This window comes from Citrobacter portucalensis, assembly GCF_002042885.1.
GTDB lineage: Bacteria > Pseudomonadota > Gammaproteobacteria > Enterobacterales > Enterobacteriaceae > Citrobacter > Citrobacter portucalensis.
The window spans coordinates 1-26,556 of record NZ_MVFY01000030.1 but is presented as its reverse complement, the minus strand read 5'-3'; the positions used below and the strand labels follow the sequence as shown (position 1 = coordinate 26,556).

General features: G+C 50.6%; 24 protein-coding genes and 2 rRNA genes. 3 read left to right on the top strand and 23 right to left on the bottom strand.

Annotated features, from left to right (window positions below; genetic code table 11):
• Positions 1 to 84: 84 nt before the first annotated feature.
• From BZK40_RS23850 to BZK40_RS23810, 9 genes are all read right to left on the bottom strand, one after another.
• Positions 85 to 849 carry a TIGR03747 family integrating conjugative element membrane protein gene (locus BZK40_RS23850; protein ID WP_079935412.1) on the bottom strand — a complete coding sequence of 255 codons (765 nt, stop codon included), beginning with the start codon at positions 847 to 849 and terminating at the stop codon, positions 85 to 87.
• Between the two features lie 9 nt (positions 850 to 858).
• Positions 859 to 1,131, bottom strand: coding sequence for a hypothetical protein (locus BZK40_RS23845; RefSeq protein WP_253193197.1), 273 nt, complete (start codon positions 1,129 to 1,131; stop codon positions 859 to 861).
• 10 nt (positions 1,132 to 1,141) lie between these two features.
• Complete coding sequence (gene traD, locus BZK40_RS23840) at positions 1,142 to 3,226, bottom strand: type IV conjugative transfer system coupling protein TraD (protein WP_079935410.1); 2,085 nt, start codon at positions 3,224 to 3,226, stop codon at positions 1,142 to 1,144.
• Positions 3,227 to 3,329: 103 nt separating this feature from the next.
• Positions 3,330 to 3,830, bottom strand: a complete 501-nt coding sequence (locus BZK40_RS23835) for an integrating conjugative element protein (RefSeq protein WP_079935409.1) — start codon at positions 3,828 to 3,830, stop codon at positions 3,330 to 3,332.
• A complete protein-coding gene (locus BZK40_RS23830; RefSeq protein ID WP_079935408.1) occupies positions 3,827 to 4,393 on the bottom strand; it encodes a transglycosylase SLT domain-containing protein in 567 nt (188 codons plus the stop codon). Before BZK40_RS23830 ends, BZK40_RS23835 begins: the two co-directional genes overlap by 4 nt.
• The gene (locus BZK40_RS23825) at positions 4,375 to 5,079 is read right to left on the bottom strand and encodes a TIGR03759 family integrating conjugative element protein (RefSeq protein WP_079935406.1); all 705 of its coding nucleotides are present in this window, start codon (positions 5,077 to 5,079) and stop codon (positions 4,375 to 4,377) included. Before BZK40_RS23825 ends, BZK40_RS23830 begins: the two co-directional genes overlap by 19 nt.
• Positions 5,080 to 5,089: 10 nt before the next feature.
• Positions 5,090 to 5,809: a hypothetical protein gene (locus tag BZK40_RS23820; RefSeq protein WP_079935405.1), complete on the bottom strand. Its 720-nt coding sequence runs from the start codon at positions 5,807 to 5,809 to the stop codon at positions 5,090 to 5,092.
• Positions 5,806 to 6,402, bottom strand: a complete 597-nt coding sequence (gene pilL2 / locus BZK40_RS23815; RefSeq protein WP_079935403.1) for a PFGI-1 class ICE element type IV pilus protein PilL2 — start codon at positions 6,400 to 6,402, stop codon at positions 5,806 to 5,808. The genes BZK40_RS23820 and pilL2 overlap by 4 nt, the downstream gene beginning before the upstream one ends.
• A gap of 161 nt (positions 6,403 to 6,563) precedes the next feature.
• Positions 6,564 to 7,094, bottom strand: a complete 531-nt coding sequence (locus BZK40_RS23810) for an STY4534 family ICE replication protein (protein WP_079935402.1) — start codon at positions 7,092 to 7,094, stop codon at positions 6,564 to 6,566.
• A gap of 390 nt (positions 7,095 to 7,484) precedes the next feature.
• Here BZK40_RS23810 and BZK40_RS23805 point away from each other — a divergent pair, with 390 nt between their 5' ends.
• Positions 7,485 to 8,093, top strand: a complete 609-nt coding sequence (locus BZK40_RS23805) for a poly-gamma-glutamate hydrolase family protein (RefSeq protein WP_079935401.1) — start codon at positions 7,485 to 7,487, stop codon at positions 8,091 to 8,093.
• A gap of 83 nt (positions 8,094 to 8,176) precedes the next feature.
• Here the strand turns inward: BZK40_RS23805 and BZK40_RS23800 are convergent, their stop codons facing one another.
• The 4 genes from BZK40_RS23800 to BZK40_RS23785 form a co-directional block, all read right to left on the bottom strand.
• Positions 8,177 to 8,941: a DUF4145 domain-containing protein gene (locus BZK40_RS23800; RefSeq protein WP_079935400.1), complete on the bottom strand. Its 765-nt coding sequence runs from the start codon at positions 8,939 to 8,941 to the stop codon at positions 8,177 to 8,179.
• Between the two features lie 298 nt (positions 8,942 to 9,239).
• Complete coding sequence (locus BZK40_RS23795) at positions 9,240 to 11,243, bottom strand: DNA topoisomerase III (RefSeq protein ID WP_079935399.1); 2,004 nt, start codon at positions 11,241 to 11,243, stop codon at positions 9,240 to 9,242.
• Positions 11,240 to 11,803 (bottom strand): hypothetical protein, encoded by a 564-nt coding sequence (locus BZK40_RS23790; RefSeq protein WP_079935398.1) that lies wholly within the window; start codon positions 11,801 to 11,803, stop codon positions 11,240 to 11,242. Before BZK40_RS23790 ends, BZK40_RS23795 begins: the two co-directional genes overlap by 4 nt.
• Positions 11,790 to 12,542 (bottom strand): PFL_4669 family integrating conjugative element protein, encoded by a 753-nt coding sequence (locus tag BZK40_RS23785; RefSeq protein WP_079935397.1) that lies wholly within the window; start codon positions 12,540 to 12,542, stop codon positions 11,790 to 11,792. Before BZK40_RS23785 ends, BZK40_RS23790 begins: the two co-directional genes overlap by 14 nt.
• A 189-nt stretch (positions 12,543 to 12,731) precedes the next feature.
• Here BZK40_RS23785 and BZK40_RS23780 point away from each other — a divergent pair, with 189 nt between their 5' ends.
• On the top strand, positions 12,732 to 15,338 hold the full coding sequence (locus tag BZK40_RS23780) for an AAA family ATPase (RefSeq protein ID WP_079935396.1): 2,607 nt from the start codon (positions 12,732 to 12,734) through the stop codon (positions 15,336 to 15,338).
• A 64-nt stretch (positions 15,339 to 15,402) separates the two neighbouring features.
• Here the strand turns inward: BZK40_RS23780 and BZK40_RS23775 are convergent, their stop codons facing one another.
• From BZK40_RS23775 to BZK40_RS23745, 7 genes are all read right to left on the bottom strand, one after another.
• Positions 15,403 to 16,602: an STY4528 family pathogenicity island replication protein gene (locus BZK40_RS23775; RefSeq protein ID WP_079935395.1), complete on the bottom strand. Its 1,200-nt coding sequence runs from the start codon at positions 16,600 to 16,602 to the stop codon at positions 15,403 to 15,405.
• Positions 16,602 to 17,126, bottom strand: a complete 525-nt coding sequence (locus BZK40_RS23770) for a DUF2857 domain-containing protein (protein ID WP_079935394.1) — start codon at positions 17,124 to 17,126, stop codon at positions 16,602 to 16,604. Before BZK40_RS23770 ends, BZK40_RS23775 begins: the two co-directional genes overlap by 1 nt.
• 81 nt (positions 17,127 to 17,207) lie before the next feature.
• Positions 17,208 to 17,450, bottom strand: coding sequence for a TraR/DksA C4-type zinc finger protein (locus tag BZK40_RS23765; protein ID WP_079935393.1), 243 nt, complete (start codon positions 17,448 to 17,450; stop codon positions 17,208 to 17,210).
• Entirely contained in the window at positions 17,447 to 19,060 is a 1,614-nt protein-coding gene (locus tag BZK40_RS23760; RefSeq protein ID WP_079935392.1) for a ParB family protein, read from the bottom strand. Before BZK40_RS23760 ends, BZK40_RS23765 begins: the two co-directional genes overlap by 4 nt.
• Positions 19,050 to 20,402, bottom strand: coding sequence for an SPI-7-type island replicative DNA helicase (dnaB-PI, locus tag BZK40_RS23755; RefSeq protein WP_079935391.1), 1,353 nt, complete (start codon positions 20,400 to 20,402; stop codon positions 19,050 to 19,052). Before dnaB-PI ends, BZK40_RS23760 begins: the two co-directional genes overlap by 11 nt.
• Entirely contained in the window at positions 20,395 to 20,784 is a 390-nt protein-coding gene (locus tag BZK40_RS23750) for a hypothetical protein (RefSeq protein ID WP_079935390.1), read from the bottom strand. Before BZK40_RS23750 ends, dnaB-PI begins: the two co-directional genes overlap by 8 nt.
• On the bottom strand, positions 20,784 to 21,659 hold the full coding sequence (locus BZK40_RS23745) for a ParA family protein (RefSeq protein WP_079935389.1): 876 nt from the start codon (positions 21,657 to 21,659) through the stop codon (positions 20,784 to 20,786). Before BZK40_RS23745 ends, BZK40_RS23750 begins: the two co-directional genes overlap by 1 nt.
• Before the next feature lie 555 nt (positions 21,660 to 22,214).
• Between BZK40_RS23745 and BZK40_RS23740 the strand changes: the two genes are divergently transcribed.
• On the top strand, positions 22,215 to 23,876 hold the full coding sequence (locus BZK40_RS23740; RefSeq protein ID WP_079935388.1) for a fatty acid--CoA ligase: 1,662 nt from the start codon (positions 22,215 to 22,217) through the stop codon (positions 23,874 to 23,876).
• 311 nt (positions 23,877 to 24,187) lie between these two features.
• Here BZK40_RS23740 and BZK40_RS23735 read toward each other — a convergent pair whose 3' ends face one another.
• The 3 genes from BZK40_RS23735 to BZK40_RS23725 form a co-directional block, all read right to left on the bottom strand.
• Positions 24,188 to 25,909, bottom strand: coding sequence for a SulP family inorganic anion transporter (locus tag BZK40_RS23735; protein WP_079935387.1), 1,722 nt, complete (start codon positions 25,907 to 25,909; stop codon positions 24,188 to 24,190).
• A gap of 330 nt (positions 25,910 to 26,239) precedes the next feature.
• Positions 26,240 to 26,355 (bottom strand): 5S ribosomal RNA (gene rrf, locus BZK40_RS23730).
• A 99-nt stretch (positions 26,356 to 26,454) separates the two neighbouring features.
• A 23S ribosomal RNA gene (locus tag BZK40_RS23725) occupies positions 26,455 to 26,556 on the bottom strand; the annotation flags it as partial.

Below are 26,556 nucleotides of genomic sequence, written 5' to 3'. Positions count from 1 at the left end.
TATTTAATCCCATTCATCCCAACCAAAAAAATATTGAATATAATATAATTAAATATTTGCAAAAGTCATCCCACTAATTTTTTACTACAAATACTTCTTAAAGCTCCCCATCGTCACCGAAATTGCCAGCCCCATCAGCAATGCCGCCGGTAACAGCAACAAGTTTGGATATACCGCGAACGGCGCTGATAAATACAGCACGCACGGTATATATGCCGCTGGCTTCACCACACGTTTGGCGTGATGATAAAGAAAACTCGATTCATACGCCGCACCGTAGCGGCGCAGATCGCGTCGCACCATCCCGTCCGCTATCCCCACAATGGCGACCAGCACAAATAACGGCACCGACAGCACCAGAATGGTGACCCGCATCAGAAAGACCAGTGACACATACATTGTCGCCATCAGGTATTCATATGCGACTTGTACCGCCCAGGCACTCCAGGCATTTAGCTCATCCGTCACGCCATTACCGCTTCCGGCAGTCGGCGTCTGAATTGACTGCAACCAGCCCATAAATCCGCTGTTCACAAACAACCACTGATAACCCAGCGCGATCCAGCTCTGTACCGTCACTACCGGCGATGACAGCAGCAAACTTTGCGTAAATCCTTCAGCAAAATAACCGCTTTCCGTCTGCATAACGGCACGACTATGTTCCGCTCCCTGATCCGGCCAGAAGAACGCGATACCGATATATTCCACAATCAGGCTAAACAGCAGCGAGACCAGTAACATCCCGATAATGCGCCACGGCGTATCCCATAGCAGCACGGTAAAAAAACCATGCGGCTTTGGAGGTGTGGTGGATTGTACCGGAGCTGAAGACGTGTTCATCTGCGACATAGCATCCCCTTAATGCACCGCCAGCGACTCCATCTGGCAGTTCAGCAACATCTCTTCCTGACCCACCCAAATCCACAAGGTGGTGATATCAGGGAGCGTATCAGCGGTGGCTTCATATCTCGGGCGATAACCCAGCGAAGTCAGACGCTCAATAATTTCCGGGATCTGAAGTGACGAGCAATCCTGCTCACACAAGACATCCATCACATCACGCGGGACTTCCAGCTTATTTTGCTTTGAAGACGCCATAACCGCTTCAACCCGATAACGTTGTTTCATCATGATTTCCTTTTCAAAAAGTGGCTGCATCGTAATCTCCCGGTAACGCACTGCCCGACCACCAGGCATCGCTGGTCCGGTAATTTCGCTGCATATAGTCTGCGATCTGCCCGATACTGTCCGGCATCAGAGCATCCGCACCGGCTGAAGGTAACGGCATCCGGATCTTCCACAATCGCCCTCCTTCGAGCAAGGCAAATGCCTGTCCTTTCGGCAGATTGATCACGTTTGCGGCAGTGATCAATGGCGTACGTACCGTACTGACCCTGTCCTGCGTGTTCGAAGTAAAATCGCTACCCATTTCCGGATTCGAGATATCGGTGACACCGGAGACCAGTGTTTTGGTATAGACCTCCACTTCCGGTAACTGCTTCGTCATCAGTTCTGCCGTTTCCGTATGCCGTACCCGCAGCATCACCAGGCTGTTAAAGTTACCCACCACCTGCGCCGCTTTCGCGGCATTCCCTAACCGTGCTTCGATATCCGGCAGTGTCTGGGTATAGGCTGTCACCTCGATACCCGCCCCACCGCCTTTGTTGATTAGCGGAATAAATTCATCCCCCATCAGCTCGTTAAACTCGTCACAGTGCAGGCTGATTGGCGTCTTGTTGCCCTCGTCACCAGGCAGGCCATCATTTACGCCAAATTTGTAGATATGCCCCGCCACGGAGACCAAATCGGCAAACATCGAATTGCCCACCGCTGCAGCGACTTCCGGATCGGTCAACGCATCAAGGCCGATATACACCACGCCCTTTTTACGGATCACCTGCTGCCAGTCAAATATAGGACGGGGATCGGACATATCGGTGTAGTTCGGTGAGATCAGTTGCGCCGTCTTACCGGAGGTCAATTTCTCCAGTAACGGCAGAAGCGACGCCACAATTTTGTCGTAATACTTCTGGTCATAACGTACCGATGAACGCAGGCCATCGAGCACCGGATCATAAACTTTCTTCCCTTCATCGCTGTTCAGCACCTGTTCAATCGCCACCACCCGTAGCGAACGGCCTTCCATATGCCGGGGGATATCGCGCTCATCCAGAATTTGCGCCAGATTCTCCACCTGTTGCCACAGTGCCGGAGTGTGCTTCACCATCCAGGTTTCCGCATAGGTCTCAAACAGATCGCCGATATTGTTCACGTAACGCTGGATGAGGCCAAAGTCCGGGCGCTGCCCCAGCGCAACCAGCGCCCGGGCAATAATATTGACGAAGCGCCAGGCGAACTCTTTAAATGCGGCGCTGTTGCCTTCACTACTGAGCTGTCCGGCGACACGCGAAGCCACTTCAGAGATACGACCAAAGCGCCCCACCGCGTTATAACGGGCACTGATATCCGGCCATCCCAGATGGAAAACATGAAATTCACCGGCGCGGCCTGCGCGATGTGATTCGGCATACATGCGCTTCAGCAAATCGGCATCGCCTTTCGGGTCGAAAACTATGGTGACATTGCCGCGACGAATATCCTGAGTGATCAGCAGCTCGGCAAGACGAGTTTTACCGACGCGCGTGGTGCCCAAAACCAGCATATGCCCGACGCGCTCTCCCAGACTCATCGAGACATTGACCTCATCCGGCTCGATGCCGTGAAGTGCAGGATGACCGCCAACTGGCGGCAATGGCCGAACGGGATTCAACGCCGAATCACTGGCCAGCAGCTTGCAGAATGCAGGAAAGCGATGCTCATAGTGCTGCTCAAAACGGCGTGCAGCCTGATATAACGCTGGGGGATTCACATACCCCGCCACTTCCGGGCGCAGGGTATCAAGCAGACGCTGGGTATGCTTTTGCTCCCACATAAACCCCTTCCCTAGAAATAACCGCTGATTGCTCACCGGCACTTCGCTACTTGTCACAACATAACGCGGCAGACATCGGATATTGCGGCGGTAGCGTAATACCTGTAATCCCTGCTGCGTCCGCCGCACAGCCAGCACAGCAAACCCCGCCGCCGTGACATAGCTGACTGAAGGTGCCAGCGCCACTGCCCACGGTGCCGTCACGCAGATATAGCTGGCGCAGGCGGCAACAACGGCGGTGTTCAGCTCAACCGCAGGCCGCAGCATGGCTTCAATAACATAGCGGTCGCTCATTTTTTCCTCCCGTCATGACCAGCAAGAAAAATTAACCAAATCAGTAAATTCACCGCGACCAGACCAATCAAAAGACTGATGTCATCCAGCGGTAATCCTGCCCTCATTGCTCCAGCCCCTTCTCGCTAATCAGTACCGGGTAGTGAGAAATCCCCAGCCGGACGGCCAGATCGCTACCCGAAACCGGAAGCAACTCCAGCCCGTTCGCCTGGTGCTGCAAATCATCCCATGCCGCTTTGCTGGCGACATTCACCACATAGCCCACAGCATTAAGCTGAAAAAGTTGATCGCGCCGCAGAGACAGCCAGCGCCGGGAAAGATCGTCATCACCAATCAGGAAAATCGACCGCATTCCGGGCATAGAGAGAGAACGCGCTTCCAGCGGCCCGGGCGAAAGCTCCGGGGTATGAATGGGTAATACCGATGCTTTGTCAGGTGTTGACAGTGTCAACACTTGCGAGGTGGATGGAGCTTCCTCCTGATTGTTAATACCGGCAAAGTATTCAGCCGTCGACTGTCCGCCCAGATCGGCGACAACAGTCAGCTCTGCCTGACTTATGCCCGGATACAGCAGTGCGAGAACCAGCGGAAAACGCATCATCATTGTGTTCCTCCCTGATTGAATACCAGCGTCTGTACGGACGGCTGCAACGTGCCGAGGTGACGTGACACGATGGCCTTATAGGTTTGTGCAGGTTTGCCGCCTGCCGGATGGTGATAGCACCCCGCAGCCGATATCCAGCTCCCGGGTCTGCGCTCGTAACAGGCTCGCAAAATACGCGCCGCAGCGTGCAGATTGATATAGGGATCAAATGATTCCCAGGTGGATGTGAAATGATGGCCGTTCCAGCCCAGATTGACCTGCGCAATACCGACATCGATACGCTTAAGCGGATAGCGTCGCATAAAACCTAGCAGCGCCTGATATGCCTCGTTCCGGGAGGCGTAGCGATATCCCTTCCCGGCAACATTAATTGTCCACGGCCACGGGCGTACGCCATGCACCAGCTTGCGGGAGGATTCCGTCAGCGCCAGGCTATACAGCGCTTCGGCAGGAACGTTTTCCGCCTGCGCGACCCGGTAATATCCTTCCGGAACAGATTGCGCCGCCAGACACTCCGGCAGTGCGATGAACATTGCCAGCCAAATCAGTTTACGCGCTGCCATCCCTGCGCCCCCTGTTGCAATACAACCGGCATCATCCCGTTGCCATATTTCAGCCACATGCCATTGTCGTGATTCAGCGTTACCTGACGGGATTTCACCTTTTCAGCAGGGATATTGTGTTTCTTCGCCCAGGCTCTGACCGCCTCATCCTTACCGCCGCTACCGACCAGATAGATATCCAGCGGCCGGTTTGACTTCATCATCTGGGCCAGCTTGCGCTCGCAGGCCGAACAGCCATCTTTCACAAACAGCGCCTGACGGGTGTTACTGACTTCACTGCGCAGATCCTGAACGGGCAGAACACCGGGATAGACTCGCATCCACGCACTATTCACTTCCCGCTGAAATGCCAGCTCAGCTTCAACCCGCTGAAACTCCTGCTTCACCGTCAGCTCGGCAAAATGACGGCGCTCTTCATCACTACGCGCCTCGATGCCCAGCATCGTCAGCGGATCTAACCCCGGAGACAGCACGCCGCGCCGTCCTTTTTTCAGCGTTTCATAACGCTGCCACTCTTCCGCTGTCAGCCCCCACCCCTGTGCGCTCCGCGTCATTTGTTGCTGTTCCAGCATCTGTAACGACGTATTCACCGTCAGGCTGTTTTCCTGATTCACTGAAGGTGCAGCGAGTGCGACTGTTGACACTGTCAACACGCCTGACAACAACACAACTTTGAGCTTTTTCATCCAGACCTCCTTATCGCACCGTCAACGTCTGGTTTTTCCCCGCCACGCGAAACTGAGCCTGCTGACCTGTAATCGCCAGCAACATCCAGCCCTGACGGGTTTCCCCTGTTTCCATTAGCGTTATTTCTGTCAGTTGCGTTGCCGATTGTGGCGCTATCGCGGCAAAGGCTATCCCTCCCCGCCGTTCGATACCGGTAAGGACGAAGGGTGCGGTAGCTGGCCGCTGCGTTTTCGGCGTGGGCTTTTTCTTTACCACCACCGCGCCAGACGTTACGGCAGGAACAACGGCAGCGACGCTGACCGGACGCTGATTCAAAGAACGAACCTGCTCCTGAAGAGAAGACAGCCCAGCTTTAAGGGCCGCAACCGAAGCAGCCTGCTCACTCTGTTGCTTATCCAGCACCTCAACCTTCTGCTGTAAAGCCGCAAGCGCCGGTTTGTCAGCCATCCCTCCCAGTTGCATTCGTGACGATTCAAACTGCTGTTGCAGCGTTGTCAGCTGTGCCCGGAGTGGCGAGATATCCGGGCTACCTTGCAATGCAGTTTTAAGCTGGCTGACTTCGGTGGAAAGTACCTGGACGGACTTAAGATTGATAAATGTGGTTCCGCCTAATGCAAACAAAACCAGCCCACCAAATCCGTAACGGACTACCGCCCAGAGTTTGTTGCGTGCTGGTCTGACAGACTCTTTCATTTCAGGTATCTCCATGAAACTCGCAGACTCGTTCATTTCAGCATCCTCTGTGGAGCCGGAGTGGTGATATTGACGGGTTGAGCGGGTAGCGGCACAGAGAGGGAAGTGACCGATGTTTTCACCGCTTCCGGCGGCAAACGATAGCCATCGCGTAATGAATGGCAGACGATCCGTTGCACAGAATCAACCTCAAAATGCCAGGCCGATCCGGCCAGGATTTGTAATGCCTGACTCAGACGCATTGGCCCCAGTTGATAATGCACAGCAGGCAACATCTGGTTGTACAGCACCCGGTTCGCCGGTGTCGTACTGCATAGCGAGTACCCTGACTGGCGCAGGGCATAGCGCATGGCATCCGCCACGGTCGGCGATAATGACGCAGGGATACGGATATCTATGGTTTGCTCCAGCGGAGCACGTTGCGCAGCGCTCGGAGAAGTATCAACCAGCAGATAGCGGTCATAGCGAACAACTTCGGGAGAGGCGGCATAAACATCCAGTCGGGCTGGCTGGACGTTGCCGTTTAGTGCCGTCAGATGAGGTTGCGTATCAGGTTGCTGGAGTTTTTGCGTACAACCGGCCAGGATGCTGGCCGTCAGGCAGACAGCCATTGGAATATGAAGATTCATGCAGGTTCCTTAGTCAGACAAAAGAGGCCCAACTTTGCGAAACCAGCGGTATGTCCTCAATGAACAACTGTTTTTGCCGCGCAAAAAAAACGCCAGAAAAATCTGACGCTAATACAACTAACAAGGAGGGTATGACGTGGAGATTAGATCTCTTTCTATTATCAGTATGATGAGTCGGATGACTCGGGCTTTTCAGCTTTATAAACCATATTTTGCCCCACTTTGATAAAACTGATTTTTATCAGTCTCGCTTTCAGTGACGCTCTTGATTCCCCCGCATGATCGCCTTTGGTTAAAGTAAACACATCGGCAGTCAGATTACTGAGCTTAAAACCGATAAGGACCTTTTTCTCTTCATTCACCGCATTCTGGCAGCGTCTGATTAAAGAACTGGTTTGTTGACCGGATACCGTGACATCAAAACGCGTGTATTCAGGTTTTTCAGTTGAGCCATGTAACGCGTTAATCGTACAGCTCAGGAATGACCCCGTAGCGGTGTTAATTTCGCGAATATTGCTCAGATAACCCAGCCCATCGATATGCAGATTAAAGTAGCTGGATTGTGGTTTCGGTTGTGCCGGAGCTGCTGACGGAACCGGAGTTACTGATTCAGCAGGAACTGGAGCCGGGGCTTGCTTACGGGCGCTATCTTTTTTAGGTTTAGCAGTGGCGGTTTTAGATGCTGTAGACATGGTGTTTCTCCTGGAAAAATTCGATAAACGGAGAAACATCCCAGCCGGGTGTTTTCCCGCTGGGGTGTCAGGCATCAAAGCGATGCTGACGGTCTGTGGTTGAAGTGTACCTTTATCGCCGTTGCGATCCCTGCTTTCAAAGGTTAAGCAGGGTTACCGCCCGAAGGCATCGTCTCTCAGGTCATGACGATTTTGGCTGGCAATCACCCGAAGGCGTCCCTCTCAGATTACCGGGACATTGGCTGTTGTCGGAGACAACGGGGTAAGAGTAGGCATTGTTTTGAATTGGTAGGCAAAACGCAACATGAAAATAGATGACTCTATGAGCTTAGATTTTTCTAACAATGAGATGCAAACTGTGCCTATCCACATGAGATAAAAAGAGGATCTATGAGTAACGATACATATTCTTGCTTCGCCGACTTTAAAAAGGCTGAAGGTGAAAAAAGTTTTCATATTACCTGCGAAATGGAAAACCGTAGCAGAACATATGCAATTATAGCCCCGCATGGCGGCATGATAGAACCAGGAACGGCTGGAATAGCGAAATCCATCGCTGGTGATGACCTCTCATTTTATATTTTCAAAGTAATTTCCAAAAGCAAACCAGATATTGACCCGCATATTACAAGCACTAATTTCGATGAGCCAAAATGTTTAGAATTACTAGAAAATACAAAAACGATTTTGGCAATTCACGGAGCAAAAGACCCAAAAGACACCCCAAAAGAAAGAGTCTGGGTAGGTGGAAACCTTCGTGTAGCATTTGAAACTCATTTGAAGGAGACGTTACAATCTCTCGGGTTTTTAGTTGAAATTAATCCTAAGTTCACAGGCAACTCTCCAAAAAACATTTGCAATAGAGGTACTAGCCGACAAGGGATGCAGCTTGAACTAACAAAGTCACTTCGCGACAAAATAAAAGATGATCCAGACCTTCTGAGCAAATTCACCGATGCTGTTCGTACTGCTATGATACTCACATACCCTGTAAATTAGCAATATTGCTCACTTCTTGGAGAGTTCTCATCTCTATTAGGCAAAAAGGTCAACTGTCAATTGACCTTTTGTCACTTAAAAATTTATTCTCCAGGACCTTTATTCTTATTAATCCTAGCAATTATTTCTGCAATTCTGCCCTGGTCAGAATCATAAATTCTCTTTAATACATCCTCTATTATTTCATAAATATCAATGACATCATCAACACTAAGTTGGGTTCCTCCTTGGTGACTACCTGCATTACCATTCCATTTTATTGCCAGCAATGCGTCCTTAAAAATTTTATAATCAGAAGGGATTTGCTCTATTCTGTTATGCAGTTTAATAAATCCCCCCTGCGCAGTTTTATCAGGCACACCAAGTTCTGTCAGTAATCGCTCAACCGCAATACGAATGTTATTTGCTGCAGAACTTGGGCTTGAGAAAAATAATTTGAATGAGTCATTCAATGATTCGCTTACAGAATCAGGGCAACTTTCCGGTACAGAAATTAACTTTAAAGCTGGCTCAAAATATTTGGGAATAAAGTGGTCATCATAAATAGGGTCTGGATAACCGCCGTCATCATCAGGTTTGTACCCGATAATGCCTATAAATCCAATGCCACTGCTCGCGATAATCTCATTACAACTATGATCACGGCATCGAAACATGCAAGAATATCTGTACATAATCTCTTCTGGTATCCACTGTTCATACCTAGCCAAAATCGCATGAGATTCTTGGGTTATCTCTTTGTACAGAGAGGATTCAATTATCTCCAACGTTCCAGACTTACAGGTTGGGCACAACCAAGGGATGCTTTCAATCAGGGAAAAATAAGATGTTAATTTCTTTCTATCCACTTTATCGCTTCCTCAAACAAAAAAGGCCCGATCCCATCCTGGTATCGAGCCTCTGAACCTGTACCACGGGTTCATCGTCAATGTCACTTCTCCGGGCCAGAGCCTTTTTTGGCCGACGTGTAATTTCACGGAGGGTCACGCCTTACAACCTCATCCAGGTAACAAAATGGGTTGCCATACTGTCCAATCATTCGTCTCCAGGAGCGAAAAATCGGATTACCGCAGTCGCGGGGTACTTCAAAGCCATCAGCAAAATAGCAAATTCACGCCACGCTTCCAACCAAAAACATAAAGCCAGTCAGACACTTTTCTTTGCCGGACTTTTCCGCCGACGAGCGGGTTTCTTCGCCCCGACATTCACAATCCCGTTGCAGTCAGGATAGTTGACGCATCCCCAGAATGTGCCTGATTTGCCCGTGCGCTGCCGCGTTGTCCCACCGCAGATCGGACACGGCGGAGAAGGTGGTAACGTGATCTTAACGGTCTGCTGCTGCCCTTTTGCCACCAGTTGCGTTGTCCAGGCGGACTGTTTCGCCATAAAGTCATCAAGCGACATCCGGCCTTCAGCAATATCATCCAGCGACTGCTCCCAGAGCGCCGTCATACCCGGATCTTTGAGCTGTGCCGGTAACACAGCCATCAGGTCAGCGGCGATAGGTGTCGCCAGCAGATACTTGCCTTTCTTCACCACAAAACCGCGCTTCAGCAACGTTTCAATCACACCAGCCCGGGTCGCTTCCGTTCCCAGCCCTGCGTTCTCTTTGAGGATCTTTTTAAGGCGCGGATCGGTAACGAACTGCGCCGCATTCTTCATCGCCGCAATCAACGTACCTTCGGTGTAATGCTCCGGTGGTTTTGTCTGTTGCGATTTTGCTTCCGCGCCGGTGATCTGGCACACACTCCCTTTAGCCATTGCCGGTAACCGGGCCTTATCACCAGCAGCTTCTGTATCCTCTTCAGCGTCCTTACCAAACAGGCTCTTCCAGCCAGCAACGACCACAACCTTACCGCTGGCCTTAAATAACTGCCCACCGCAATGCAGCGAAACCCGCGTGGCATCCACTTCATGGTTCGGCAGGAACTGGGCCAGATAATGCAGCCGGATAAGCTGGTAAACGTTGCGCTCCTGCTCACTCATTTTCGCCAAATCACAGGGTTGCTTTGTGGGGATAATGCCATGGTGCGCGGTGATCTTTTTGTCATTCCAGATGCGCGAAACATGCTGCACATCAAGCCGTGGGATGATCGCAGATAAAGCAGGATCGCTTTGCTGTATCGCTGCTATAACCTGCCCAATCTCGGCACGCATTGATGTCGGCAGATAGCCGCAGTCAGTACGAGGGTACGTCGTCGCTTTGTGGGTTTCATATAAAGCCTGAGCAATATCCAGCACCTGCTGAGCGCCATAGCCGAAACAGCGGGAACAGGCTTGTTGTAACGTACCAAGATCAAATGCCAGCGGAACGGCTTCTGTTTCCCTTTTGGTCTCAACCTCCGCCACCGTCGCCTGTCCGGTTCTCTGACAAAGCTGAACCACCTGCTGCGCCGCTGTCGGGTTAATACAGCGTTTTTCCTCATCACAATACGCTGCTGCTGGCACCCACTGCGCCTGAAATGCGATCCCTCCCGCAGTCAGCTGCGCCACGACATTCCAGTAAGGCTTCGGGACAAACTGTGCAATATCACGATCGCGTTCCACGATCAGGTTAAGCGTCGGCGTCTGCACCCGTCCCACGGATAACACGCTACCGTAGCCGTTCTCCCGGGCCTTGACCGAATATAACCGCGTCATATTCATGCCGATCTGCCAGTCAGCCCGGGCGCGGCCAAGACCGGCCAAATAGTAGGGTAAAGTTGCACTCCCCGGCTTTATCGCCGCCAGCGCGGCGCGAACGCTGGCCTCATCCAGCGCCGAGAGCCACAACCGCTCTACCTTTCCCTGATAGTGGCAGTAGTCGAGGATTTCCCGGGCAATCACCTCTCCTTCGCGATCCGCATCGGTGGCAATCACTACCGTATCGGCCTGTTTCAGCAGTTTCTGGATGACGGAAAACTGAGCCGCCGCATCCGGTTTAACCTGCATTTGCCACGTTGTCGGTAATACCGGCAGCACATCAGTACGCCAGGGAACACCGAACTGTTCACCGTAGGCATCCGGGCTGGCCTGCTCCAGCAGGTGACCAAAACCCCAGGTGACGCACACGCCGTTTCCGGTTTGATAACCCGGCATTTTCTTTGTTGCGCCCAGCACGGCGGCAATATCGCGACCCTGACTGGGCTTTTCACAGAGAAAGAGCTTCATCTCATCGTCCCTTCCGCCACGCTCTTCATATTCTCAAACAGCTTGCTGGTATAAGCCGCCGTGGTATGAGAGGCCAGCCCGGAACGAAAGGTGATATACAGACGACTACCGGAACCACTTTTCTCCAGTTCAACCTGAATGCTGTCGTTGGTATTCTCGCTTCCCCAGTCGCGCCCCATTTTGTAGTAGCTACCGGGTTGCCCATCCCATACCCATGCCCCATCGGCTACTGAAGCGGCAGTCCACCCTCCACTTTGCGTACCGTTATTGCGTAGCTGCGCTACTTCTTCAGCCGAGATAAAGCGGTAGTAGCGTTTTACCCGCGCCGCTGCCGTATCAACATCAACGGGAACACGGTATTCCAGCGCGATTTTGTGGCTGGCCTGCGGTACACCTTTCGACAACACCACCGGACCACTGTCTGCCGGAGCGGAATCGACTGAGAAGATCCCTCCGCTAATCTGGTTTATCGCACTGTTGACACTGTCAACACTCGTACAACCACTCAGACAGGAACTCAGGATGAACAATCCAGTAAAAGCAATTTTATTGCTGACCATCCTGCACCTCCTGTTTTGCCGCGTTCTCTTTGCGTGACTGACGTTTGAAGGTGGCTTTCAGCGCCTTAATACTTTCGTCGCTGACTGGCGGAGAAAAACGGGAACGGCGGGTTCCCAGCAGGATCGCTCTGTCCAGTTCTCCAAATTGTTCAATAGCCTGCCGGGCAACATCATTGTTTGAAGCTATATCCTGGCGGGTAACGGGATGAGAACGGTAAAGCAGGGCCATCGAGAAGATACGGCGAATTTGATGGCTACCACGATGTAGCCAAGCTTTGCGCTCTTTCAGCGACATTAGACCATAATGGTGAGCCTGGAAAACACGCAGAATAAGCTGATCAAATCCAACAAGGAGGTAAACGCAGCGGTATCCCAGAGGGGTATGGCTGTGAACGCCAATATTCAGCGGCGCGGTGGAGGTGACCCCAGAAACAGAAGCGTTAGCAGGCAGCATCGCCATCAGGGCATCGATATCGTTCAGCCATTTCTGGAATTGTTGGCTGGCCGTTTCCAGTAACGTTTCAACGTCCACCAGGACCGCATCCGCCCACGGATTATCGGCCAGTGAATCGCGATTAATCCGGGAAATGAGCCTAAAAAATAGCGGCATCCCGATGAGCGAAGGCTTGCCATCTGAGGCTGGCCGCCCGTTCCAGGTGTTAATGGCGTATTGGGTATGTAGCTCGATGCGCAGCTCAGAATGCAGCGCACCGGCTTTCTTTTCTGTCTTGTCTGACATGGGAATCCATCCGTTGAAAGTTAACGTTTAACGTGATGGAAATGGTCATGGATGACTGTCAACGGGGACAATATGAAACTGTTTATTCAGAACCATAAATTTAGCCAAACCCGGATCAACATTTGATTCTCCTTCAAAAAAAAAGCTTACTATTACATAGAGATAAAACAACAATGGAAAAATAAAGTTATGTCCACTATTCCGGCAAAAACAATCGGTGATTCCTTCGAAAAATGGTTATCTGAGCGCCCTAAGTGGCTACAAACAGCAGCAAATCAAATAATTAATAACAAGCGGCGTCTGACTCCCCAAGAACTCGACGTACTAGCTGAGCTTTGTCTAGGCGAAGCTACTTCATCTAAAGATATGGCTTTCGAGCCATACGTGGCTGGCTCACTTACCCAAGCATCACAAAGGCTTCCTTTACGTCTACTAAAACTAACTGATGTCATTGGTGTAAATGCTCTCACTCCGCCTGCTAGTATTGATTTTGGTGATACACAATTAACCGTCATATACGGCCCAAATGGTGCCGGAAAATCCGGCTATTCAAGGCTCCTCAAACAAATTTGTGGTTCACAATATAAAGAAGATATACACGGTAATGTTTTTGATGTTCAGACAAATTCAATTAGTGCTACAGCCCACTATCATGATGGCCAATCTGTTTGCCAGGCCACTTGGAGTCCCCAAAATGGACCAAGCAACGCGTTAAGAAATGTACAAATATTTGATACTCATGCCGCTAGCATTTATATCAAAGACAAAAAACCAGCGACATACGAACCAGGAAGAATTAAGTTTATTAAAGTTCTAATTTCAACATGCGATGAAATTAATACACGACTAAAGGCTAAAAATGCTCAACTAGTAGACCTACGCCCACAATTCCCTACAGAACTCACTGGAAGTCCACTTTTCTCTTGGTATCAAAAATTAAACGTAAAAACCTCAATTAGCGACATTGAAAAAAACTGCAATTACACGAAAGAGATGGATGAAGAAAGGATTCAAGCAGAGTCAACTTTATTGCAAAAAGATATACCCGGTAGATTAAAACAGATTGAGGTTGAGAAAAAAGCCCTTCAACAAATAAAAAAATTCATTACAGAATTAAGTTCCCTTTACAGTAACGAATCAGTTAAAGAATTAATCGACGCTCATAATGATGCTTTATCTAAAAGAAAGAATGCCAACGAAGCAGCTCAGCTAACATTTAAGAATTCACCTCTGGAAGGTATTGGACAATCCACATGGTTAGCAATGTGGGAGCAAGCCAGGAATTTTTCAACCTTACATGCATATCCAGATAATCACTTCCCTCATACAACAGATTCAGCCCGCTGTGTATTATGTCAACAAGAGCTATTGCCTGATGCAAAACAAAGAATGGACACATTCGAAACATTTGTTAAGAATGGTTTAGAAAAAGAGGCAAAGCAGGCGGAGGTCACTTATAAAAGCAAACAAGAAAAATACGGTAAACTCCCAGATCTAGTAGATTGGAACTCTCGATTGAATATTTTAAAAATGGATGAGCAATTATCCAAAAAAATATTAGATGATACATCAAATCGTAAATTATTATTGAATACAGCCACGTCAATAGAACAACTACCTACAATTGACTGGAAACCAATTAATGAGGCGCATGATAATTCATTCAATCAATTAGAAACTGAAGAAAAATTACTTCAAGCACTACAAAAAGATGGCGGAAGACTCGCACTACTCGCAAGACTAACCTTTTTAAAAACAACTCAATGGCTATCTCAAAACAAGCAATCTTTAATTGATGAAGTAAAAAGACTGAATAAAATAGCTGAAATAAATAAGGCACAATCTCTTGCCAAAACAAATCAACTTTCAATCATGAGTAATGACCTTGCAAAAGAACTAATAAGTAATGGTTATCGTGATAGATTTGCCTCCGAGCTAAAAAAATTAGGAAACAGACGTATCAGAGTTAAACCGAAAGACATAAAACAAGGAAAAGGAAACATCTCCTTTGAGTTAGAATTAGATGGCTCAACGCAGAAAGTTTCACCAGCAGTTATTTTAAGTGAGGGTGAAGCAAGAATTGTAGCACTGTCTGCATTTATTGCTGACATGACCGGTGAACAGCAATCAACTCCATTTGTTTTCGATGATCCAATATCATCTCTAGATCAAGACTACGAAGAACGAGTAGTTAGTAGATTAATAGATTTATCTGAAACAAGGCAAGTTATTATTTTCACCCATCGCCTTTCCTTAGTTGCTTTAGTCGAAGCTGAAGCGAAAAACAGAAAATCTGGAAACTTGGGTAAACCAGTATCTTTAGAAGTGATCACTCTCCAAAATTTTGCAGGAAGAGTTGGTCAAACAGTCCCTGGAAACATACGCAATCAGCAACCTAAAAAGGCACTAAACACCTTAAAAAATGGACCTCTTAGTTTACTTAAAAAAGCTTATCAAGATGGGGATCAAGTTGCTTATGATCGTGAAGCTAAAAACCTGTGTAGTAATTTTCGTATTATCGTTGAGCGCTGTGTAGAAACCATTCTTTTAGATGAAGTAGTATTAAGGTTCCGCCGAAGTGTGATGACAGGAAATAAGCTCATGAAGCTAGTCAAAATAACGCCAAATGATTGCCAACTAATTGAAGATTTAATGGGTCGTTATTCTGTCTATGAACATTCCCAACCCAATGAGCTTCCTGACACACTTCCTGAACTCTCGGACATCGAAAATGATTTAGATAGGTTAATCACTTGGATCGACCAATTTTCAACCAGAGCCATTCCTACAAATTGATTATCACGATTTTTTAATATATCAATGTGATGCAGCAGTGTTGACACTGTCAACACTGCTCACTTTATGACCTAAAATAATTCCCTCGGATCTCAGCCATCACACCAGACACAAACTCTCTGCGAGCACGTTTGACCTCTTTTTTCCCGCCAGATGGTGGCGCTGCAACCGATTTTGGCTTTACAGGCGGATGCACCGTCCCCGCGTCACCAGTGTTGAACTGCCCTTCCCTTGCCCGCTTCAGGTTCGCCAGCAGGTAAGCCGTGACATTCCTGACCTCTGCCGTTTTCATGCGACCAGCCAGATCGTCCAGAATTCGCTGCCCGAGTTCGCCAGGCAGCGCGTTAAGTTGCTGCTCCAGCATATCCCTGTCAGAAGTGTTCAACCGCTCGATCACTGCCGTCGGCCATGACAACCGACTTTCGCCCCCTACGTACGTATCTTTTACACTCTGTGTAAAACTACGTACGTAACGGTTCGATTTTCGAACTAAGCCGCTATCCCTTGATTTCCGGCTTAGTTCGGAATCCGAACCCGGTAAAATATCCCCCTTTAGACAGCTAAGTTCGGATTCCGAACGCTGTGATTTTTGACCTGGTTCGGTTTCAGAACTGAGGATTTTCTTCTGCCGTGATAACACCATTTCCTGCGGAGTTTGTGGACCTGATAACCGGGCTTCTATCAGCGCAACGCGTGAGTGCCGGTGGCGCATACGGGTATCGGATTTGATATCCTGCAAAACGGCCAGCGCAGTCAAGCGTATCGTTTTATTAGTGTGTCGGCAGGCGCCAGCAACGGCATCAAGCCAGCCGGGATCGAAGTATTCCGCGTCAAACAGTCCCAGTGGCTCATCGTGCTGGGCATAGATATTGCCGCGAATGCGTCCGGATTTATCCCTGACACGCTTGCAAAGGCTCAGCCACCCGGTGAGGCGCAGCATTAATAGCGCCCGACTGACTGTCTCCCGGGAGGCTTTATCCGAATGAGGTAACGCCAGCTGGCACTGTAATTCGTCGTAGGTAGGAAAAACAGCGCCCTCATTCTGCTGGGCGTACAGTCGGATCATCACCCACGCCATTTTATCCAGCGGCGATAACCGGCTATCCAGAAATAAACGCCGGGGAACGGCGTCATGCACGTTCCCCAGAAAGAGCAATCCGCTCTGCTCATTACTCTGCTCGCCGGACTGCGTTTTTTGCTCAATCCGGTTTTGCATCTTCGCCAGCGTACGCTGAATAACATCATCGACGGGAACAACAGCCATCAGGCGGCACTCCATCCTTTGGTTAACGTCCAGACTGCGGTTAACGAAATATCCTGCTGCTCAGCGATTAGCATCATGGCCTCCAGCGCATCCAGCGATTCCAGGTTGTCAACGTTCGATGCCTTCCACTGCTGCCACACCGCCAGCTCCTGTTCTTCTGTGGGGATCTGGCTGCGCCCCTGCCGGGTTACAACACCGACCAGGCGTCGCCGGGAACTGACTTCCGACGCCGTCAGGCCGAAAAAACACTGCATCAGCTCGATAGAGCCGCCCAGGGTTAGCGCTCTGTCGATACGCTGTATCCGGGTCTGCTCACGACGGGCCTGCGCCAGCATGGTGTTCAGGTTGGTATGGTTGATACGGAAGGTCAGAAGCGATACCTGTGTATTCACCAGATAATGCAGATCCTCAACGGTCAGGCTGTTTAGTTCCTGGATCTCTTCCAGCGTTAATCCCATTGCCTCACAACGGCGGATATTGCCCGATTTCAGCTCCATAACTATCTGCGTTAACAGTGCATTCATCGCGCACTCCCTCCATAAATAATCGCAATATCAACAGCCCATGCCAGAAAACAAAGCAGAATAACGATCCATGATGTGGCTTCAGCTTTCATCGTATCCTCCATATCCAACACGCCGCCGAAACTCAGCAATAGTCTGGCATTCAACGCACAGCCTGACGCCCGGAACCGCTCTGCGACGGGCCTCCGGGATCTCATGTCCGCAGAGTTCGCATTCAGCGAACGATATCGCCGGTGATATCAACGAAGAACGAATACGCTCAACCTGGCTATCGACCATCAGTTGGGTCACCTCCTGTGCCTCATCAACCCAGTCCGCTTTCATGCTGCGCCCTCCCCAAATGCCTGACGTTGCAGCTCGCGTAACCGACGCACTACCCTGATTAAACGCAGAAATTTCACCGCATACACATCATTGAGCAAGGGTTCATCAAAGGGGCTGGACGCACCGAGAAGAAATCCGGTGAACGTCGATAACGGGGTATAAGATCCGCCACCGCACAACGCGGCCAGCAGCTCACCGTTCGCATTTGGCGGGAGAGAATAGCCTGCGCCCAGGAGAGATTTATCTTCCTGAATAATATCTTCAATCCCCAACACCTCCGCCAGCTCGAACGCCAGGCGAAACGCTATATCCTGTAGATGTTCAACATCATCCTGTAACGCCGGGATATGCCAGATGTCAGTTACCGGCTCCAGCCCGTTAGCAGCAAAAGTAATGGGGTTTACTGGCGGCTCCTGACGCTGGCCGCCAGTACAATCACCAGGCTCTTGATCAACGTCCGGAGGAACGTCGGGTAATTCAGATGTCGAATCTCCAGGTATATTCCCATCATAAAGATCCAACTGCTCTTCATCGGGCGGCTGATCAATATGAGCGGAGGAATTACCTCCAGTAGTGGCAGGCTTTTTTCCCGTTGATCTGGAATCGATGGTAACGGAGGGCGGCTCAGCAGCCGGTGGTGGTGAAGGCTCATTATGGGGTTTGTCCGCGTCCAGAACATGCTGGGGAAGCGGCTCCGGCTCGCCAAACAGTTTGCGCCGGTTCTGTTCCTGCGGATCGAGTTCAATCAACCAGCTATCGTAAGTCAGTTGCGGATCGGGCATTGCCTTCAACAGGGCCGCAATCAGCTCATCTTTAAAAACATCGGCTGAATAGTGTTCCGGATCGTCAAAAGCGCGGCAGATACCGCCAAATACATCATTAAATTCCTGTTCCGGAGGTAACTCGACGCTCTGGCTGAAAGTCTGCCAGGCTTTTTCCGCCGCAGTTCGTAGCGCGATAAGCTGGGTTATCTGAGGCCGTCCCATCCCCGAATTAAGCAGGTTGGGCATCCACGGCCAAAGGTGTTCGATTGTCGCCACCATACGACTGATATTCGAATGGTGAACCGGATAACCGGCCTCTTTCAGCAGATCGGCCAGCTCGCGCTGACTCACTTCTCGCCCCAGTTGTTCCTCGTAGATAGCTCGCGCCTTCTCGATGCCAAAAGCTTTCTCAATAAATGACAGCTCACCACGCACATCATTCTCGGCCAGATGGCCGATAACGCACTGCAAACGCCCCGGCCACGGTTTCACAATGCACTGAACGCGGCGAAAACGCTCATCGCCTGTTTCTGCGTACAGTTCCGTTAAAATGGAATAGCGAGTGTTGCCGCCGTCGCTGAAGATATAAACATCTTCGGGGCTTTCCGGATCTCTGGTGACTTTTGGCACCGAATCCAGTCCCCGGGCGCGGATCGACGCTTTGATATCTTCATACTTTGGATTGCGGGAGGTACGGGGGTTATCCGGATTGGGGCGTAGCTGCTCCAGCGTCAGAACCATCGGCATTTCATTCACCGGCAGCACTACGGCGGTGCTTTCAATGTTTGGGGTACGACCACGCTGGAGCAGCTTTTCGCCCAGTTGGCTGGGTTTCTTAGAAGTCATAGCGACCTCCGGTGAAATCCTCGAAACGGGTGATCTCTGCCTGATACTGCACTTTTACGGTGCCAATCGGGCCGTTACGCTGCTTGCCGAGAATAATTTCGGCCACACCGGGTTCATGCGTATTGGCGTCATATACTTCATCCCGGTAAACGAACATAATCAGATCGGCATCCTGCTCCAGCGCCCCGGAATCACGCAGATCACCATTGTTCGGGCGTTTATCTGCCCGACTTTCCAGCGATCGGTTAAGCTGTGACAACGCCACCACCGGACAGCCAATTTCTTTCGCCAGCGCCTTGAGCGAGCGGGATATTTCCGCGATCTCCTGCGTCCGATTCTCCTGCCCCGGGCAGCGCATCAGTTGCAGATAGTCCAGCAGGATCAGGGAGGGATAGCCGTATTTACGGATATTTTTTCTCACCCGGGAACGCATGAGCGCCGGTGTCATATAGCTGGAATCATCAATCACCAGCCTGCCTTTCCAGTCCTCAAGCAGGACTTTCATCGCGGCTCCTGTTCGCGCCCAGTCCTCATCCTGCATATCGCCGTTGCGCAAGTGCTGCAAAGGGACGCGCCCCAACATGGCGGTAAAGCGCATCAACAGTTGCTCAGTTGGCATTTCTAGGCTGTAGACCTGTACCGCCATATCCGGGCGCTCGTTCAATGCACCTTCGCAGAACGCCAGCCCCAGCGCCGTTTTCCCCATCGACGGACGACCAGCCAGCAAAATCAAATCACTGGACTGAAATCCACTGGTCATATCATTCAGTTGAGCAAAACCGGTAGGCGTGCCGGTGATCAGATCTTCACTACCACAGCGTTGCTCCAGTCTTTCCAGAAAAGTTTCTAATGATGCCGGTAAATCAACATCACCATCCGGAGATTGCTGTTCGGCAATAGCAAAGATGCGACGCTCAGCTTCATCCACTAATACCATCAGGTCACTTCTGGCATCACTGGCCTGCCCGACAAGATCGTACCCCAGCGCCAGTAACTGACGTTTCTGGCCGTAGCTGGCAACATACTCCGCATAAGCCACAATATTCGCTGCACTGGGCGTATTTTTGGAAAGTTCGGCGAGATAGGCAAAACCGCCGCACTGTTCTAATGTGCCCTGCTGCTCCATTGATTCCGCAAGCGTGATCAGATCTATAGGCTTGTTCTGAAGTAACAACGTCTGCATCGCAGAAAAAATCATGCCATGCGGTCGTGAATAAAAACGGTCAGCAGAGACAATCGTCGCAATATCATCCCAGCGATCGTTATCAAGCATCAAACCGCCAAGTACGGCCTGCTCGGCGCTGATTGAATGCGGCGGCAATATCTGTTCGGTGTTATTCATGCTGGCCTCCGGCGCTACGACATTCAACCAGAGCTTTGTTCAAACGGGCCAGCCAGGACGGGGAGACAAGAAACAGCGGCCAGCCATCACGTTCAACATTAAGATAAACGGCAGAACCAGCGGAATAACCGACCTCAAAGAAACGCCAATCGCGAAGTGAATCAATGTCCATATCAATACTGAGTATCACCAGATCGCTTTCATCATAGAGATTCCAAACTTCAAGCTGAGACCCACTACATTCCCACATAGCCTTCAGCAGGTCTGGGATTTTTTCCAAAGCGTCAGAACGATCTTCCGCCTCAAAAAAGACCCATTGCTCATCAACTTTTACATGCCCATCCAGCTCCTGAAGGCTGTACGTTGCGCGATAGAGTTTCATTATTTATCCCCCTTCGGCTGGTTTTGCAGTACCGCATCAAAACGGTCGCGCCATTCAGGGAACAATTCACAGGCCAGATCGTGCATGGTTTGCGCAGCTGGCAGGCTCTTACGGTCGGTATGGTATTCAAGGCGGTGAGCGGGTTGTCCCCGCGTATGACCCAGTTTGTAGACTTCAAGGTCGTAGATTTGGGTTTCGAGCAGAGTGACAGGAGGAATATCCGCTTTGCTATACGTTCCGTCAGCAATAATCGTGGTTAACGCACTCAGCGCTTCTTCAGCCAGCAGAGTGTAATCCATGCAGTTTACCAGGACTCTCATTGGCGGCAGCGTGAGGCCAAACCCACGATAGGGAAGAAGTTCCTCCATCAGGGTTACCGTTCCCCGCAGGAACTCTCGAACATCCGGCACGACGGGCTTCACCATCGCTACTGCCGTATGCGATGTTGCCAGCAGCACCAGTTCCAGCATGATGGAACGTGCGCCCTGTGAATCGATGATAATCACATCGTAAGCAGCAAACAGTGGATGCTGGAGTAAATTACGCAGACGAATACGTCCATCCGGCGCGTGCATCATGGCCGTCTTGAGCTGTTCATGGGGATCGTTCGAGATAATCAGATCAAGGTTATCGATACAGGTCCTGGAAATCAGTTGTCCGGGATGGTTAAGACCTACGGTCTGCATCAGCATCTCGTAAAGACCGCATGGCGCTTCATAGCGTAAGGAGTAGTAACTGGAGGCTGTCGGTTGGGCGTAGTCGCCGTCAATCAGGAGGGTTTTCAGACCAGCATCGGCACAGAAGCCAGCCAGGTTGGCAGAGTGAGTGGATTTACCTTCACCGCCTTTGGTAGAAATTACTGAAATTACATGCATATAAGTCACCTGTGTACGATTTACAGGTAACAAACGTTCTATGCGTGTTTAAATCAGGGATTGAAAATCCCCGTGTCCTTGGTTCGATTCCGAGTCCGGGCACCACTATTTAGAAGAACCCGCCTATGGCGGGTTTTTTGCTTTCTGGGCTCCGCGAGATTTCTTATCGTTCTGCCAACAGCGACTCCTACCCCACCTCATCACGACACTTAAACCTTTCACTGGAACCACGATGGTACTGCAAAAAATATAGCGGTATCAGGCACACCTCTTTGTCTGGCGTGCTTATCCATAGGCCAGATTTGAGTAATTTATCTGAACAACCTTGGGCACAATACTGTTGCGGGAGCGCCAGGTCGCGCCGCACTTCATTGATAAGCTCGCTGAAGGTCACCCCCCTCTTCCAGATGGCGTTGTAGGGTACGCACATTCATCCCCAGGGGCTGGAGTTGGTGCGCCGCCTCGACATCTGAAGCAAACGCCAGGGAGTAAATACCAACCTTCATCTACAATTGCCATCATACCGAGCAAATAATGAGTCAACGAGGAACCTGGATGGTGAAAACAAGAGTCATACAGTCAGCGCAGGGAGCCCATGCCTATCCGCTGCTGATCAAGAGCTTGCTGCTGTCGGGTGGGCGTTCTCATCCCGAGCGAGAAATCGTCTACGCCGACAAGCTGCGTTACGACTATCGCACCCTCAAACAGCGCATCCATCGCCTGGCAAACATGCTGACAGCGGCCGGTGTCATGCCTGGAGACACCGTCGCCCTGCTAGATTGGGACAGCCATCGCGCCCTCGAGTGCTTCTTCGCGGTGCCTATGATTGGTGCCGTGCTACACACGGTGAACGTCCGCTTCTCGGCGGACCAAATCGCTTACACCATGAATCATGCCGAGGACAACCTGGTACTGGTGCACGACGACTTCTTGCCGGTTGTCGAGTCACTGGCAGAGACACTGACCACTGTCCGGGGATACATCCAGCTTAGCGACGAAGAATCGAAGGCAACCAGCCTGCCGGTGCTGGGGGAATATGAGACCCTTCTGGCCGCCGCGGGAAATCGCTTTGACTTCCCCGACTTCGATGAAAACTCGGTAGCGACCTTGTTCTACACCACTGGAACCACGGGCAATCCCAAGGGGGTCTACTTCAGCCATCGTCAGCTGGTCCTGCACACGCTCAATGAGCTGGGCCTCCTGGCAGCCCACGAGGGACAGTCGCTGCTACGATCGAACGATGTCTATATGCCGATCACTCCTATGTTTCACGTGCACGCCTGGGGCGCTCCCTATGTCGCAACAATGCTGGGTGTGAAGCAGGTCTACCCCGGTCGTTACGAACCCAACAAGCTGGTGCGGTTCTATCACGATGAGGGTGTAACCTTCTCGCACTGTGTGCCAACCATCTTGCAAATGATCCTCGAGTGCGACGAAGCCACACGGACCGATCTGTCAGGATGGAAGATGTTGCTGGGTGGCAGTTCACTGTCCCTTGGACTGGCGACACAGGCCCATCATAAGGGCATACGCATTCACGCTGGCTATGGTATGTCTGAAACCTGTCCCCTGCTCTGTATGACCCACTTAAGCGATGCCGAGCTGGCCCTTCCCATGGATGAGCAGCTACCCCTGCGGATTCGGACCGGCCTGCCTGTTCCGTTGGTGGATCTGCGTATCGTCGATGGCGAAGGTCGGGAGGTAGTGCACGACGGCGAAGCCCTGGGTGAAATAGTGGTGCGAGCCCCTTGGCTGACTCAGGGCTACCTGAAGGAACCCGAGAAAGGAGCTGAGCTATGGAATGGCAGTTGGCTGCATACCGGCGACATTGCCTCTATCGATCCCCATGGGATAGTGGAAATAAAGGATCGCATCAAAGACGTAATCAAGACGGGCGGTGAGTGGATAAGCACGCTGGAGCTGGAGAGCCTCATCAGCTCACACGCGGCGGTCAGGTCGGTAGCCGTCGTCGGGATACCTGATGAACAGTGGGGCGAACGCCCCCTGGCTCTGGTGGTTTGCAAGGAAGGAGAAGACCTGGAGCCGCAGGCCATAGCGGCACATCTACAAGGATTCGTCGACCGCGGCCACATCACTAAATGGGCGATCCCGCGACAGATAAGGATAGTCCCAGAAATTCCCAAAACCAGCGTCGGTAAGATCAACAAGCGCCTGATTCGGGAGCTCGAAGCCAGCAATGGGAAGGAAAGCATTTAAGCGATTTGTCGCATTCATAGCGTAAGGTTAACAACAGTCACACTGCTTATATTTCAGGTAGCATGTCGGTATCAATACTCTGCCGGGGATCTCACCGTCCCCGCGCGGATGCTGATCGCCCTTTAGCAAAATGGGTGCCAGGGCATGTTCATCGCCACAGGCACCTCGGGCCCGGCGTTATGTTGATTCGGCAAAATCAGTTTACGGGCTGATTTCCTTGCTTTGTGGATTCCGGTCAATGTCAGGTCCTGCTGGACGAAAAATCCGCCCCCAGACCTTCCATCCAGCCTGATCACTTACCTAAATCTGCATTATTCAACAACGCCAGATTCACCCTCACTCATGCTTTCTTTGCTTTGAATGAACCGGAGCGCCAAATAAAGGTCTGGTGCCAGAATCATGTCGTCATCTTTCATTGTCGGTCGACTCTCCTTAAACCAGCGTGTTAACTCCGTTTTTCGGCCCGCAAGAATTAACTTAATCTGCCGCCCCTTCAGGTCCCGTTTTAACTCATTAATGGTTGCCAGAACGCTGATATCTGAATAGGTAAAGCAAGAAACGGCGTCAATGACCACCCATTTAGGTTGTAGTACTGCACCATCGACTAAATTCAAAACACGGCGCTTAAAATAGGCCACATTAAAATAGGTCAGCGGTGAGTTAAACCGGTACATCAACACACCAGGGATCATTTTCACATCGGTTGTATTACCTAATGAGTGAATCATCCCATTTTCGTCAATTCCCAATAAGTGTTCAGTAGGACGGAAAACTGTGCGCAGGAACTGCAACAGACCCAACAATACCGCAAGGCCAATCCCCTGAATAACACCAATAATCAGAACACAGCCAAAGGTGAAGAACGCCAGGCGAAATGCGGGTTTATTTCTTCGCCTCAGGTTCCAGAGTCCGCGTAAATCAATTAATGACCACGATGCATAAATTAGAACAATGCCTAATGCAGATACCGGAATAAATTGTAATGGCTGCGTGAAAAATACCACGACGATTCCGATGATTAAGGCAGCAACAACGGAAACAAGCTGGCTTTTCCCTCCAGAGGAATCATTTACCGCAGTCCGGGAATCGGCTCCGCTAATCGCAAACCCCTGAGATAAGCCAGACATTAGATTCGCGACACCCAAAGCCCTGAACTCAGCATCAGCATTTATTTCGTATCCGTTTTTTGCGGCAAAACTGCGAGCGGTTAGCATCAGGCTAACAAAACTGACTAACGCCAGGTTCAGCGCAGGGATCAATAAATCACGCGCCAGACCAGGCTGAAACGAGCCCCAGTGAACGACGGGCAAACCAGACTGAAAGCCCGATCCCCCAATAGTGGCAATCCCATACTGCTGCGCAGATGTGATCCATACCAGTGCCGTTGTTATCACAATAGCAATCAACGGTGCTGGCCATTGGCTACGAAACGTTTTGATAGCTATTAAAATCGCTAACGTTAGGATGGAGATACCTAAAGTTAATAAATGAATTTCTGAGAGTCGGCCAGGCAGGGCAATGATCTTCTCAATCACTTGCTCTTCATCAAGCGTAATCCCCAATACCTTACCGAGTTGCCCGACAATAATCGTCACGGCAACCCCGTTAAGCAGACCCGTTAGAATGGGATGCGAAAGCAAGTCAGCAAGCGCGCCCAGGCGAAATTTACTGGCAAGCAGGCACCATCCCCCCATCATCACAGTCATGACAATTGTCAACTGCCAGTGAAGTTCTGGGTTTCCGGCAGAAAGAGGAACTACAACGGCTGCAATTACCGCGCAGGTCGTGGCATCAGGGCCAACAATCAATTGGCGGGAAGAACCAAACAGCGCATAAGCTAGCATTGGCAAAACGCAGGAATATAACCCGACGATAGCCCCGACTCCCGCCAACTCAGCGTAAGCAATCGCAACCGGTAGTGCTACGGCAGCAACGGATAACCCGGCTTTAACATCATGTTTTAGCCAGCTTTTATCGTACGCTAATAAATTTTTTAGCCCCGGCATGTAGTTTAATACCATTTTTCCGAACACTTTATTCTCCGGATAGACCCTTACTTATAGATAAAGGTACACGTAACTATCGCAGGCGATCCTGATATTTTCGGGAGGTAATACAGAAAATTCAGATTGGGGGTTTACCGCATATACCGCAGGAAGGCTTGTGTTATGGAGGTTTTGGATATTGCTTTGCACCCGATGGTACTGCGATGTGCCTGATGCGCTGCGCTTATCAGGCCTACAAAATACGTTCAGCCCGGCCTCTGTAGGCCGGATAAGGCGGCACGCCGCATCCGGCGGTTTTCATTCCGCACAGACGCAAAAAAGCCCATCCGGCAGGATGGGCTTCTTCACTAAATTAATGCCTGGCAGTTCCCTACTCTCGCATGGGGAGACCCCACACTACCATCGGCGCTACGGCGTTTCACTTCTGAGTTCGGCATGGGGTCAGGTGGGACCACCGCGCTACAGCCGCCAGGCAAATTCTGTTTATCAACACACCTCCCGGGCATGTCGATGTAATCTGTAATCAAACTGAATCTTGTGTCTGTCTTTCGCCAAAACATCTTCGGCGTTGTAAGGTTAAGCCTCACGGTTCATTAGTATCGGTTAGCTCAATGTATCGCTACACTTACACACCCGACCTATCAACGTCATCGTCTTTAACGTTCCTTCAGGAC